Genomic DNA, 14825 nt, shown 5'->3' with positions numbered 1-14825 from the left:
AATTACGCTCCAATCATATCAATGTTAGCTGCACCCGGTGGAACCATTGGATATACCTTCTGATTCACATCAATCAAGGCATGGATCAAACATGGACCTTTGGTATTCATTATCGCTTCTAATGCCATTTCTGGGTCTGCTTCATTATTTAAATCGCAAGTTTGCAAACCAAACCCTGCAGCAATCTTAATAAAATCGGTTTGATACGGATAAGCTGCAGCAAATATGCGATTTTCAAAAAATAAATCTTGTTGTTGATGTACCATCCCTAATGCTTGGTTATTCATTAAGATAATTTTGATATTCAGTTGGTGCTCCGCTGCGGTGGCCAATTCCTGAATATTCATCATCAAACTGCCATCACCGGAAAAACACACAATGGTTTTTTCGGGTTTTGCCAACGCTGCACCAATGGCAGCAGGCAGCCCAAAGCCCATGGTACCTAACCCACCTGATGTCAGCCATTGACGTGGTCGAGACAAGGGGTATGCTTGAGCCGCCCACATTTGGTGTTGCCCAACATCCGTTGTCACAATCGCCTCTTCACCAGCCGCACGTGCCGTAGACAGAACCAAGCCATAATGGTTCAGCGGGTTATCAGCCTCGCTAAAATTCAATGGATATTGCTCTTTTAATTGATTCACTTTCGCCATCCAATCTGTGCGTTCATTGCGTTCTACTAAAGGCAATAATAATTCCAATATTTGCCCTGCATCTGCATGAATAGCGATATCTGGACGCTTAATTTTGCTGATTTCTGCTTTATCAATATCCACATGGATAATTTTTGCGTTAGGGCAAAATTTCTCTGCTTTACCTATCGCTCTATCATCAAACCGTGCACCAATCACAATCAATAGATCCGATTCTTCCATGATCATATTAGTACTTGCGGCAGCGTGCATACCCAACATTCCTAAATATAATGGATGGCGCATTGGAATAGTGCCAAGTGCCATTAATGTCATGGTTGTCGGTAATGAAGCCTTTTCCGCGAATGCGATCGCTGTTTCTGTCGAATCAGAACTAATTACCCCACCACCAAAATACAGTACTGGACGTTTCGCCTTATTAATCATTTCAGCCGCTTGCAGAACTTTTTCCATATCAAATGCAGGTGCTTTATCTTTCGGTAATACTTCTGGTATTTCAGTTAGTTCAATAGTGGCAGTTTGCACATCTTTTGGAATATCAATCCAAACAGGCCCAGGGCGGCCTGACTCTGCAATACGAAAAGCATCACAAATCACTCGTGGCAATTCATTGATATTACGAACCAAATAATTATGTTTGGTGACTGGAATCGAAATACCATAGGTATCAACCTCTTGAAAGGCATCTGTACCAATCATTGACGAAGAAACTTGAGCCGTAATACAAACCAGCGGGATAGAATCCAATTTTGCATCAGCGATAGCAGTCACTAAGTTTGTTGCCCCAGGACCACTTGAAGAGATACAAACCGCGGCTTTCCCCGTGGTACGTGCAATTCCCTGAGCAATAAAACCTGCACCTTGCTCATGGCGAGCCAATATATGACGGATTTTCTGGCTTTGACCTAATGCGTCATAAAAAGGTAAAGCCGCTCCTCCTGGAATGCCAGAAACGATGGTAATACCGTGTTTTTCCAGTAAATGTACGATTAATTCTGCGCCCGTAAAGCGGGTTTTATGTGGTGTTGTGGTGCCCGATTCGCTCATCATAATTATCCTTTGCTAGCCTGCGGATCCGAGCGAGAGGTGATAAAAAACCCCGCTCGGTTTGCGCCGGCGGGGTTTCTAAATCTGCGTTGATTTGTACCCGTTACGGCGCTAAGCCCACGACCACCACCACACGCACGACCACCGCGGCACGTGGCGCGGTTAGTAGTAGGTTTAAGTGATTAGTCGTCATGTTCACGGGTTCTTCCTGTTTAGTCTGTCTAATTTATTGATTATTGTTTTTCAGTTTCTTTTATTAAAAGAACATAAATTTCCCAGCATGACAATCATTTTTTCTTGTTTTATCCCAAAGGAATAGTAATTGCGACACTCATCACATCTCGCACCAGCAGCGACATTATCCATTAAAATAAAAAAATATAGCATTAATCACTACTTAAAATACCATCGCAGACCTTGACTTAAAGTCAACTTTAAGTTGTATCCTTTGCCGCATTCAGAGGGATTATTCCCTCAATGTAAGAAATATAACCAATTGATTTTTAATTAATAGACAGAGGGATATATGCCAAAATCCGTTTGGTGGTTAACTATCACACTTGCATTATTTATCACAGGAAATGCGATTGTCCTTTCTGTAGCAGTAGTTATTGGCGAAAAATTGGCTACCAACCCAACTTATGCAACTATTCCACTGGTAAGTCAGTACGTTGGCTTAATCTTAGCAACTATTCCGATCGCATTTTTAATGCAAAAATATTCGAGAAGGGTGGGCTTTATTATTGGTAACATCGGTGGGTTAATCGGTGCAGGCTTCTCTATTCTTGGTGTGATAGAAAGTCATTTAGTGTATTTTTCCATCGGGTTGTTTTTCACTGGGATTGCTATTGGTACTGCACAACAATTCCGTTTTGCCGCAATTGAAGAAGCACCTATTTCTTTACGAGCAAAAGCTATTGGCCTTATTATGAGTGGAGGCATTGCTGCGGCCTTAATCGGACCAACATTAGCCATTACCACCCAACGCTTTTTTACAGAATACCCGTTTGCAGGGCCGTTCATCACGTTAGCCGCCATTTATGTGATCGCATTTATTCTATTACTCGTTGTGCCTTTAAAGAAAATAGTGAAAACGCCATCGGATGAAGTGTTAGTCAAACGCAACTACAGTGCATTGTATTCACAACCTATTTTAAAATTAATCGCTATTGTCAGTGCAGCTGGGTATGCCATTGTGGTTTTTACTTTTGCCTCGATACCGTTATCTATGAAACAACATGACTTCGCCTTTTCCTCTATTGCGATTGTATTTCAATTCCATGTATTAGGTATGTTTGCACCATCATTCTTCACTGGAACATTAATTCATCATTTAGGGACAAAACGCATTATTTTCTGCGGTATCGTACTGTTAATTTTATCAGCAACGATGAACCTGCTAGGTAACCACTTTTACAATTATTTGTTGGCGGGCATATTTGTGGGTGTTGCTTGGAATTTGCTTTTAATCAGTACCACCAATCTCTTACCCCATACATATGAAATGCATGAGCGAGCTAAAGTACAAGGCATGACTGATTTTCTTATCTATTTTTTCGGTGGAATAGGCAGTTTAGGAGCAGGCGTTATTTTCTTCACTCTCGGATGGCAGACGATGAATGTTCTATCTGTAATCATTTCCGCTATAATTTTAATTAGTTTTTGGAAGCTAAAAAAATATATCCCCAAACACCAATGAAAAGTGATATCACTGTACGATGGTTTTATATTCAGAGAGCGTAATAATTTCATCTATTGTTAATCGATATGATGAATATATCTCCTTAAGATAAACTCTACTGGCTATAAACTAATTAAAAATCGGTGTTTTGTCTGTTTTGCCAATTAACAAACTGAATTCAACTTTGTTTACTATTTATTTATTGGCTATTTACTGAATGAGGGATAAGATTAAAAAGTAACTAATAGGAAGATATTATGTATAAAGAAATCCCTGTTCCCTATAATGGGAAGTACACAGAATTTCAATCTACAGTTGTTAATGAAATATTAGTTTGGATTGAAATGAACTTAACCAGTCGTCTATTACTTGATGATATTGCACTAAAATCAGGATATACAAAATGGCATTTACAAAGAGTATTTAGAAAAGTTGTTGGTATGCCTTTAGGTGAATATATTCGCCGAAGAAGGATCTGTGAAGCTGCTAAAGACCTATGCTCCACTGAACTTCAGGTTATTGATATTGCATTAAAATACCAATTTGACTCCCAGCAATCTTTTGCAAAGCGATTTAGAGCTTATTTAGGTACGTCACCGTCAATCTACCGCCTGTCCGGTGAAAGCCAAAATGACCCATTACTACTGGAACCTAAAGTAGCTTGATACGCTAATATGAAAATAAAATTTATATTTCTTTTTTTTATAACACTACCAATACAAATCCCCATGTAATTTAATTGCTGGGGTTTTTTTTATTTATTTAAGAAATTCTTAATTTAGAATTAATAAACTCTTAATATTTCGGTTCTGTATTTGTTTTATCATTCCAATAAAAAATAATATTTTCTAGATATATATTATTAGCATTTATATTTATTAAAAAATAAAGGCTTCACAAGGAAGCCTTTATTTTATTTATACATTCTAATCAGTAAGAATTAGAACGGAATATCGTCATCAAAATCCATTGGTGGTTCATTGGTTTGTGGTGCAGGTGCTGATGAGCGTGCGGCTGGCGCTCCACTACCACTGAATTGTTGTGCTGCTTGAGGCTGCTGTGGTTGGCCCCAACCACCTTGACCGCCTTGACCTTGTGATGGTGCATCACCACCACGGCCACCTAACATTTGCATTGAGCCACCGATATTCACAACAACTTCTGTCGTATAACGATCTTGACCGCTTTGATCTTGCCATTTACGTGTTTGCAGAGAACCTTCGATATAGACTTGTGAACCTTTTTTTAGGTATTCACCTGCTACTTCAGCAAGTTTGCCGAAAATAACGACTCGGTGCCATTCGGTTTTTTCACGCATCTCACCGGTTTGCTTGTCACGCCAACTTTCAGAAGTTGCCAGAGTCAGGTTTGCCACAGCTCCGCCGTTAGGCATATAACGGATTTCTGGATCTTGTCCTAGGTTACCGATAAGAATTACTTTGTTTACGCCTCTGCTGGCCATTTATTACTCCTGATGCATTGAATTTTAATCTCTGGATTAGCCGTGAAGTTTACCACGACAGAGCTGATTTGCACCAATATTTGAAATTGAGCTTGTTAATTTGCGAAACGCTTTCCAGCTTTTAGTGAAATTTCATAGTGCTTTTGTCAGTATAGACACAAAATAATGCACACCGCATCTATCTTTTCGATAAATTCAGATCGCTGTTTTTCTGTTTTTCTGTTTTTCTGTTTTTCTGTTTTTCTGTTTTTCTGTTTTTCTGTTTTTCTGTTTTTCTGTTTTTCTGTTTCACCATTAAAATCTTACTCTAAATAGTTCAAGCTGTGGCTAGGCGGCAAGCGAAGGTATCGCGGGGAGCATACAAAAGTATGTGACCTGCGTAGCTGAGAGCAGCCAACAACGCCACAGTTTGAAATATGACGAATAGGAAATACTGTATATCCATTCAGCCATAAATATGTGATAATAGTCTCTTGCGATTGTTCAATATCAAATCATCCGGGAAGTGGTAAATGGATAATATCGAAGTCCGCGGCGCACGTACGCATAATCTGAAAAACATCAATCTCGTCATCCCTCGCGACAAACTCATTGTTATTACTGGGTTATCTGGTTCAGGGAAATCATCTTTAGCTTTTGATACCCTGTATGCAGAGGGTCAGCGCCGTTATGTTGAATCTTTATCTGCTTATGCCCGCCAGTTTCTTTCTTTAATGGAAAAACCGGATGTCGATCATATTGAAGGGTTATCCCCTGCTATTTCGATTGAACAAAAATCCACTTCACATAACCCTCGTTCGACGGTCGGAACCATCACAGAAATTCATGACTATCTGCGATTATTATTTGCCCGTGTTGGTGAACCTCGCTGCCCTGATCACGACATACCGCTTGCAGCTCAAACTGTTAGCCAGATGGTCGATAATGTTTTGGCTCAACCCACCGATCGCCGAATGATGCTACTTGCTCCTGTCGTTAAAGAACGTAAAGGGGAGCATGTTAAGCTACTCGATAACTTGGCCAGCCAAGGCTATATCCGCGCCCGAATTGATGGGGAAGTTTGCGATCTCTCCGATCCACCAAAGCTCGAATTACAGAAAAAACATACGATTGAAGTCATTGTTGACCGTTTCAAAATTCGTGATGATATTGCTCAGCGTTTAGCCGAATCTTTTGAAACCGCGCTAGAACTATCTGGTGGTACTGCAATTGTCGCTGATATGGATGACGCAAACGCAGAAGAACTGGTTTTTTCTGCGAATTTTGCCTGCTCCGTTTGCGGCTACAGTATGGTAGAACTTGAACCTCGCCTATTTTCTTTTAACAACCCTGCTGGGGCCTGCCCAAGCTGTGATGGCTTAGGTGTTCAGCAGTTTTTTGATCCCGAAAGAGTCATCCAAAATACCGAAATCTCACTTGCCGGTGGCTCAATTCGCGGTTGGGATCGCCGTAACTTTTACTATTTCCAAATGCTAATGTCATTAGCTGAGCATTATAAATTTGATGTGGAAGCGCCTTACGACACCCTGAGCCCAGCTATCCAAAAAATTATTTTATATGGTTCAGGCAAAGAAACGATTGAGTTTAAATACCGTAATGACCGTGGCGATATCACTGTACGCCGGCACCCTTTTGAAGGCGTACTCAATAATATGGAGCGCCGCTATAAAGAAACGGAATCAACAGCTGTCCGTGAAGAGTTAGCGAAATATATCAGTAACCGTCCATGTGTCTCTTGCCATGGAACGCGCTTACGTAAAGAAGCGCGCTTTGTCTTTGTTGAAAATACAACGTTGCCGGAAATCGCAGATTACAGCATTGGCCACGCAATGGAATTTTTTCAAAACCTAAAACTCACTGGTCAGCGTGCTCAAATCGCAGAAAAAGTCTTAAAAGAAATTGGCGATCGCCTGAAGTTTCTCGTCAATGTTGGGCTTAATTATCTGACTCTTTCACGTTCTGCCGACACCTTGTCCGGTGGTGAAGCACAACGCATTCGTTTAGCAAGCCAAATTGGTGCAGGTTTAGTGGGTGTGATGTATGTCCTTGATGAACCTTCAATTGGCTTACACCAACGTGATAATGACCGCTTACTTGAAACCTTGATCCACCTACGCGATCTAGGAAATACCGTGATCGTGGTTGAACATGACGAAGACGCGATCCGCGCCGCAGACCATGTGATTGATATCGGCCCTGGTGCTGGGGTGCATGGCGGGCAAATTGTTGCCCAAGGAACATTGGAAGATATTGTCGCAAACCCAGATTCACTCACGGGTAAATTTTTAAGTGGTGAGCGCAGAATTGACATCCCGCAAAAACGCGTTCCAATTAATAAAGATAAAATGCTGACTGTGTTCGGGGCAAAAGGCAACAACCTGAAAAATGTGACATTAAAAATCCCAGTCGGGTTATTTACCTGTATTACTGGTGTATCTGGCTCGGGTAAATCAACACTGATAAACGATACCCTATTCCCTATTGCTCAACGTCAATTAAATGGCGCAACCACCATCACGCCAGCCCCTTATTTGGATGTAGAGGGCTTAGAGCACTTTGATAAAGTCATTGATATTGACCAGAGCCCAATAGGCCGGACACCACGCTCGAACCCTGCCACCTATACTGGTGTATTTACACCTGTACGTGAGCTATTTGCTGGTGTACCTGAATCTCGGACTCGAGGTTATAACCCAGGACGTTTTAGCTTTAACGTAAAAGGTGGCCGTTGTGAGGCTTGCCAAGGTGATGGGGTCATCAAGGTTGAAATGCACTTCTTACCTGATGTGTATGTCCCTTGTGACCAATGTAAAGGTAAACGCTATAACCGAGAAACATTAGAGATTAAATATAAAGGTAAAAATATCCATGAAGTTTTGGATATGACTATCGAAGAGTCTCGTGAATTCTTTGATGCCGTACCTGCACTTGCCCGCAAGCTACAAACTTTGATGGACGTTGGTTTATCCTACATCCGTCTCGGCCAATCAGCGACAACACTCTCAGGTGGTGAAGCACAGCGTGTGAAATTAGCCAAAGAGCTGTCTAAACGCGGAACAGGGCAAACTATCTATATTTTGGATGAGCCAACAACAGGCCTGCATTTCGCTGATATCCAACAACTTTTAGTCGTTTTACATCAGCTTCGTGACCAAGGAAATACCATTGTGGTGATTGAACACAACCTTGATGTCATTAAGACAGCGGACTGGATTGTCGATTTAGGCCCAGAAGGTGGTAGTGGTGGCGGTGAAATTTTAATTGCTGGTACACCAGAAGAAGTGGCTGAGTGTGAAAAATCGCACACTGCAAGGTTCTTGAAAACGATTTTAGAACGCGGCTATTAAGTCGAAAGGCCATTAAAAATAAGTAGAAAGACCATCAGGGAGCATTTTGCTCCCTGATAATTATTACGATAGCTAAAAATTATTGGCTAACGGCGGCAAATGCTTCCACAATACGTTTAACATTATGACGATTAACACCTGCCATACAAACGCGGCCAGTTCCAACCAAGTAAACCGCAAACTCGTCTTTCAGGCGAGCCACTTGCTCTTTAGAAAAACCCGTGTAGCTGAACATACCGCGTTGCTTTAATAAGTGGTCAAAATTTTGGTTTGGTAGTGCCTTTTTCAGCTCATTAACCAGTACCGTACGCATGTCTAAAATACGTAAACGCATCTCTTCCACTTCCGCTAACCATTTAGCTTTTTCAGCGCTATTGGTTAATACCGCAGCAACAATTTTTGCGCCATTAGATGGTGGGCTAGAATATAAACGGCGAACACCCGCTTTTAGCTGACCTAACACACGGTCACGTTCATCTTGGTTTTCACAGATCACCGACAGGCCACCCGCACGTTCACCGTAGATACCAAAAATTTTAGAAAATGAATTACTGACAAACACGGGTAAACCGGCTTTGACCATCGCTCGGATAGCATAAGCATCTTCATTAATGCCTTCGGCAAAACCTTGATAAGCAATGTCTAAGAATGGGATCAGTTTGTGTTCTAATGCCACCTTAGTGACTTCATCCCATTGTGCAGGAGTAAGGTCGGAGCCTGTTGGGTTATGGCAACACGGGTGCATTAGGATGATGCTATTTGCTGGTAATTTTTTGAATGTTGCTAGCATTTCATCAAATTTAACGCCTTTGGTTTTTTCATCAAAATACGGGTAGTAATGCACTTTTGTCCCCGCGCCTGAAAAAATAGAGGCATGGTTTTCCCAAGTTGGGTCACTGCACCACACTTCGGAATCGGGATAATATTGATGTAAAAAATCGGCACCAATTTTTAACGCACCAGAACCACCAATAGTTTGGACAGTAGCGATACGTTCCTGTGCAATTAGCGGGCAATCCTCACCAAAGACTAATTTTTGTAATTCAGTACGGTAATCTTTCAAACCTTCCATAGGCAAATACAGTGATGCGCTTGCTGGCAGTTTATTTAACGCCGCTTTTGCCGTACCGACTGTTGCCAGTTCAGGGGTTTTTCCTTCACCATCATAGTAAAGACCGATACTCAAATTAATTTTATTTTCACGAGTGTCTTTATTAAATTCATCCATTAACGACAGAATTGGGTCGCCCGGATAAGCATCAACATGTTCGAACACAGGACATCTCCTAATCATTGTTTTACGCTAAATAAACCAAGCGATGATTTGCCATATTTAGCGCCATTTTTTTACGTTGTTATCTGAAAATAACCCTTTGCTGACTATTCGTCTACATATTCCATTGCAACTCTAGAGGTTAACTTCGTCAGTAACTCATAGTTTATAATGCCTGTTTGTGCGGCAATTTCTTCAACTGGCAGTTGATTTCCCCATAAAATAACGTCGTCACCCACTTTATCTTCGGTATTTAATCCCAAATCCACCACGGTCATATCCATGGAAATTCGCCCAACAATAGGCACTTTTCGCCCATTAATTAACACCGGTGTGCCTGAAGGAACGTTACGTGGATAACCATCTCCATAGCCGATGGCAACAACACCAAGCCGCGTATCTTTATCACTGCACCATGTTTCACCGTAACCCACACATTGCCCTGCCGAATGCTCCCTAACCGCAATTAATGTTGATTTTAATGTCATCACAGGAAATAAACCGAAATCTTTTGCGCTTTTCCCTTCTTGTGGGGATGCACCATACATCATGATCCCTGGGCGAACCCAGTCATAGTGAGCTTCTGGCCACAGCAAAATTCCGGCGGAGGCGGCAATGGATTTTTCCCCCTCTTTACCAGCAATAAACTGTTTAAAACAAGTAATTTGTTTTTCAGTTGTCGGTAAATGAGGGGCATCTGCTTGGCAAAAATGGCTAACAATATTAATAGGAAGCTGAACTTGTTGGCAGCGTTGTAAACGTTGATAAAAGTCTTCGGCATCTTTCGGCAGTACACCAAGGCGGTGCATGCCTGTATCCAGTTTCATCCAAACTTTAAGAGGATAAGGTAATTTGGTGGCTTCTAACATTTCAAGCTGTTCAATACAATGGATCACGGTGTCAATCTGGTGCTCTGCCATCAACAGCAAGTCAGACTGCTCAAAAAAACCTTCCAGTAAAACAATCGGTTTTATCACGCCGTGCTGTCGTAAAAGTAGCGCCTCATTGAGTCTTGCCACACCAAAGCCATCCACCAGCTCTTCTACTGCCTGACCAACCCCTACTAATCCATGACCATAAGCGTTTGCTTTAACAACTGCAATCATTCGGCTATTTGGTGCAATTTCTTTCACCCGTTGCAAGTTGTGTCGCAGAGCGCGGCGGTTTATCAATGCGGTTGCCGCTTTCATTGTTTCCTCGTTCTTTTTTCTATAAAGCCGCTAAAAATTAAGCTGCACATTGGCAGCTCAATATGTTCTCTATTTGTTATACGCTAAAAAAAACCAATTTCCATTCGATCTTGGTCGTTTAGCTTTAATACTCTAAATAGTTTGCAATATCGCTAGGCGGCAAGCGAAGATATCGCGGGGAGCATACATAAGTATGTGACTCGCGTAGCTGAGTGCAGCCAACACCGCGACCGTGTAAAATATGACGAGTATTTAGTCTTCGTCGTTATACGCAGGCCCCGCGTAATTATCAAACCGCGACCACTGCCCATTAAACGTCAACCGTACTGTACCAATCGGCCCGTTACGTTGCTTACCGAGAATGATTTCCGCAACGCCTTTGAGTTCGCTGTTATCGTGATAAACTTCATCACGATAGATAAACATGATTAAGTCTGCATCCTGCTCGATAGACCCTGATTCACGCAAATCCGAGTTAACAGGGCGTTTATCTGCACGCTGCTCAAGACTACGGTTTAACTGTGACAACGCCACTACGGGAACATTAAGCTCTTTTGCTAACGCTTTGAGTGAGCGTGAAATTTCAGCAATTTCTAACGTTCGGTTATCAGAAAGAGCAGGAACTCGCATCAATTGAAGGTAGTCAATCATGATCAAACTTAACCCACCATGTTCACGATAAATACGACGCGCACGTGAACGTACCTCTGTGGGAGTCAAACCTGACGAATCATCGATGTACATGTTGCGTTTTTCCATCAAAATGCCCATCGTACTTGAAATTCGCGCCCAATCCTCATCATCAAGTTGCCCAGTACGAATACGTGTTTGGTCGACACGAGATAGTGACGCCAACATACGCATCATAATTTGGTTGCCGGGCATCTCTAAGCTGAAGATAAGTACCGGTTTTTCTTCTGTCATCGCCGCATTTTCGCACAAGTTCATCGCAAAGGTGGTTTTCCCCATTGACGGACGTGCAGCAACAATAATTAAATCAGAGCCTTGTAAACCTGCTGTTTTTTTATCGAGATCTTGATAACCTGTTGAAACCCCAGTAACGCCGTCGTGCGGTTGTTGGTAAAGTTGCTCAATTTTTTCAACAGTTTCCGACAAAATGGCTTCGATACCCTTTGGCCCTTCATCTTTATTCGCTCTTGACTCGGCTATTTGGAAAACTTTGGTTTCGGCTAAATCGAGGAGATCTTCACTGCTACGCCCTTGTGGGTCATAACCTGCATCCGCAATTTCATTGGCGACAGATATCATATCGCGAACAATCGCACGTTCGCGGACGATGTCAGCATAAGCATTAATATTCGCTGCACTTGGCGTATTTTTAGATAGCTCAGCCAAATAAGCAAAGCCACCCACGCTATCCAATTCACCCTGTTGTTCTAGTGATTCCGATAACGTTATAAGGTCAATGGGTTTGCCTTGCTCAAGCAAAAATTGCATTTGTGAGAAAATGGTGCGATGGGGTCGGCTAAAGAAATCAGCGTGAGTCACACGTTCAGAAACGGTATCCCAGCGCTCGTTATCTAACATTAACCCCCCTAAAACAGACTGCTCCGCTTCGAGAGAATGTGGTGGAAGTTTTAACCCTTCCATTTGGTGGTCTCGTGGGGCATCCGTTTTGAAATTTGATGAGGGTTTTTTAGCCATACATTAATATCCAAGTCTATAATTAACGATCTGCGCTTAGTATACGCCAATCTTATTTTTTTGTGGTTTTCTTTGCGTCTTTACGCAAAGTAATCACAGGATAAATACATCACTGAAAGCACAAACCTGTAATTCTTCTGATTGAAACATGGCGTTATGATAAAACGATTGTTATTGTAATTAAAATGAATAGTCCTTATTGGAGATTGTCATGGCAAAACGTATTGAGTTCGCGCAACATGGCGGCGCTGACGTACTTAACTTAGTAGATTATTCCCCAGCAAATCCAGCAGATAACGAAATTCAAATTGAAAACCGGGCTATCGGGATTAACTTTATCGATACCTACGTTCGCAGCGGTTTATATCCTGTTGCTCAACTCCCTTGTGGTTTAGGTACAGAAGCTGCGGGTGTTGTTGTGAAAACAGGTGCTCATGTTACAGGATTCAAACCGGGTGACCGTGTCGTTTATGCGCAAGGTCCTCTGGGCGCTTATAGCGAAGTCCATAACGTACCTGAGAGTGCGGTTGCCCATCTCCCTGATGGCATCACCTTTGAACAAGCAGCTGCCAGCTCATTAAAAGGCATGACGGTTTATTACTTATTCCATCAAACCTATCAATTAAAACGCGATGAAGTCTTTCTATTCCATGCGGCAGCCGGTGGCGTTGGCTTAATTGCTTGCCAATGGGCAAACGCCCTGGGCGCTAAGATGATAGGTACTGTGGGTTCTGCAGATAAAGCATTAAGAGCAAAAGAGGCAGGAGCATGGGAAGTCATCAACTACCAGACCGAAGATATCGCAGCTCGCGTTAAAGAAATCACTCATGGCGAAAAAGTGAATGTTGTTTATGACTCTGTGGGTCAATCTACATGGCTTGCTTCTTTAGACTCACTCAAACGTCGCGGATTAATGGTGAGTTTTGGTAATGCATCAGGCCCTGTCACCGGTGTAAATTTAGGGATTTTAAACCAAAAAGGCGGGTTATACGTGACGCGCCCATCACTGGGTGTCTATGTGACTAACCGTGCTGAGCTAGACCAAGCTAGTAATGCCTTGTTTGATATAATTTTAAGCGGAAAAGTGAATGTAGATGTGCCGCAATCACAAATTTTTGCCCTAAAAGATGCGCAAAAAGCCCATATCACCATCGAATCGAGAAAAACCCAAGGCTCAAGTTTATTAATTCCGTAATCAACCGCCCAACATACAAAAAGCGCCCATTGGCGCTTGAGGTTGTTGACAAAGCGGGATAAAAGCGTGGTTTTCCCGCTTTGTGTTATCAGCCGAAAATCAATAGATTGATTTTCCTAATTTATATTCAAAACCTATTAGACTTGCTGCCAAACATATTATGTTTGTCGGCAGTCTGAAGCGCCAATGGGCGCTTTTTCTTTCTTTCCACGATGAACTATTCACCGCGAGTGACAAACTCCAGAGCTTGCTCAACAACGGCTAAGTCAGCGCCTTTTTTATGTGCATTTTCACTTAAATGACGACGCCATTGGCGTGCACCGGGGATACCTTGAAAAATTCCTAACATATGGCGAGTCATATGACCTAAATAAGCCCCTTTTGTTAATTCGCTTTCTATATAGGGGTACATCGCCCTAACCGCATCAACACCATTGGTGATAGGAAAGTGCTCACCAAACAATTGGTTATCAACTGCAGTTAAAATTGACGGATTTTGATAGGCTTCACGCCCCACCATCACACCATCTAAATATTGAAGGTGTTGTTTGGCTTCTTCTAAGGTTTTAATACCGCCATTAATGGCCATTGTCAGATGCGGAAAATCACGTTTTAGTTGGTAAACCCGCGGATAATCTAATGGTGGAATTTCGCGGTTTTCTTTTGGACTAAGGCCTGATAACCATGCTTTACGCGCATGGATAATAAACATTTCGCAACCGCCTTTATCAGAAACGGTTTCAATAAAATCGCATAGAAACGCGTAACTGTCTTGCTCATCAATTCCAATACGCGTTTTTACGGTTACCGGGATAGAAACCACGTCTTGCATGGCTTTCACGCAATCGGCTACCAATTGGGCATCGCCCATTAAACAAGCGCCAAAACGCCCATTTTGTACGCGATCTGATGGGCATCCCACATTTAAGTTAATTTCATCATAACCACGCTCTTGTGCCAATTTGGCACATTGCGCTAATGCCGCAGGATCGCTGCCACCAAGTTGTAATGCGATTGGATGCTCTTCTTCACTAAAAGCAAGGTAATCCCCTTTTCCGTAAATAATCGCTCCCGTTGTGACCATTTCGGTATACAACAGGGTATTTTTGCTTAATAGGCGATGGAAATAACGGCAATGGCGATCTGTCCAATCGAGCATAGGGGCAACGGAAAATCGGTTTAGGTTGGTATAGCCTTGTTTTGAGGTATTTTGATGCATGGTGGTCTTGTGTATTAAAATCAAATGGATAGCTCCAAAAGCAAGGAGCCAAGCAAAAACAATAGGCTATTATAACATAGAGCGAACTAAGTG

At 42.2% G+C, this 14825-nt stretch carries 11 protein-coding genes; 4 read left to right on the top strand and 7 right to left on the bottom strand.

Annotation, left to right across the window (positions count from 1 at the left end):
• Positions 1–2 precede the first annotated feature (2 nt).
• Both ilvB and ivbL read right to left on the bottom strand, forming a co-directional pair.
• Complete coding sequence (ilvB, locus tag PR767_RS11340) at positions 3–1700, bottom strand: acetolactate synthase large subunit (RefSeq protein WP_117163032.1); 1698 nt, start codon at positions 1698–1700, stop codon at positions 3–5.
• Between the two features lie 103 nt (positions 1701–1803).
• Complete coding sequence (ivbL, locus tag PR767_RS11335) at positions 1804–1893, bottom strand: ilvB operon leader peptide IvbL (protein ID WP_109912586.1); 90 nt, start codon at positions 1891–1893, stop codon at positions 1804–1806.
• Positions 1894–2226: 333 nt separating this feature from the next.
• On the opposite strand from ivbL, the gene PR767_RS11330 reads away from it, so the two are divergent.
• Positions 2227–3399, top strand: coding sequence for an MFS transporter (locus PR767_RS11330; RefSeq protein WP_272520360.1), 1173 nt, complete (start codon positions 2227–2229; stop codon positions 3397–3399).
• A gap of 239 nt (positions 3400–3638) precedes the next feature.
• Positions 3639–4046 carry a helix-turn-helix domain-containing protein gene (locus tag PR767_RS11325; RefSeq protein ID WP_117163030.1) on the top strand — a complete coding sequence of 136 codons (408 nt, stop codon included), beginning with the start codon at positions 3639–3641 and terminating at the stop codon, positions 4044–4046.
• Between the two features lie 275 nt (positions 4047–4321).
• Here PR767_RS11325 and PR767_RS11320 read toward each other — a convergent pair whose 3' ends face one another.
• Positions 4322–4843 (bottom strand): single-stranded DNA-binding protein, encoded by a 522-nt coding sequence (locus tag PR767_RS11320; RefSeq protein ID WP_272520359.1) that lies wholly within the window; start codon positions 4841–4843, stop codon positions 4322–4324.
• A 512-nt stretch (positions 4844–5355) separates the two neighbouring features.
• Between PR767_RS11320 and uvrA the strand changes: the two genes are divergently transcribed.
• Entirely contained in the window at positions 5356–8190 is a 2835-nt protein-coding gene (uvrA, locus tag PR767_RS11315; RefSeq protein ID WP_272520358.1) for an excinuclease ABC subunit UvrA, read from the top strand.
• Between the two features lie 79 nt (positions 8191–8269).
• On the opposite strand, the gene PR767_RS11310 is transcribed toward uvrA, so the two are convergent.
• From PR767_RS11310 to dnaB, 3 genes are all read right to left on the bottom strand, one after another.
• Entirely contained in the window at positions 8270–9466 is a 1197-nt protein-coding gene (locus PR767_RS11310; RefSeq protein ID WP_115166560.1) for an amino acid aminotransferase, read from the bottom strand.
• Positions 9467–9570: 104 nt separating this feature from the next.
• The gene (gene alr / locus PR767_RS11305; RefSeq protein ID WP_198642001.1) at positions 9571–10653 is read right to left on the bottom strand and encodes an alanine racemase; all 1083 of its coding nucleotides are present in this window, start codon (positions 10651–10653) and stop codon (positions 9571–9573) included.
• Between the two features lie 252 nt (positions 10654–10905).
• The gene (gene dnaB / locus PR767_RS11300; RefSeq protein WP_004260904.1) at positions 10906–12318 is read right to left on the bottom strand and encodes a replicative DNA helicase; all 1413 of its coding nucleotides are present in this window, start codon (positions 12316–12318) and stop codon (positions 10906–10908) included.
• 211 nt (positions 12319–12529) lie between these two features.
• Here dnaB and PR767_RS11295 point away from each other — a divergent pair, with 211 nt between their 5' ends.
• Complete coding sequence (locus tag PR767_RS11295; RefSeq protein WP_272520357.1) at positions 12530–13513, top strand: quinone oxidoreductase; 984 nt, start codon at positions 12530–12532, stop codon at positions 13511–13513.
• Between the two features lie 217 nt (positions 13514–13730).
• On the opposite strand, the gene dusA is transcribed toward PR767_RS11295, so the two are convergent.
• Positions 13731–14732: a tRNA dihydrouridine(20/20a) synthase DusA gene (gene dusA, locus PR767_RS11290; RefSeq protein ID WP_272520356.1), complete on the bottom strand. Its 1002-nt coding sequence runs from the start codon at positions 14730–14732 to the stop codon at positions 13731–13733.
• Positions 14733–14825: the final 93 nt, after the last annotated feature.

The organism is Providencia sp. PROV223 (assembly GCF_028479245.1).
Classification (GTDB): Bacteria; Pseudomonadota; Gammaproteobacteria; order Enterobacterales; family Enterobacteriaceae; genus Providencia; species Providencia rettgeri.
This window is presented reverse-complemented; position numbering and strand designations above follow the sequence as displayed.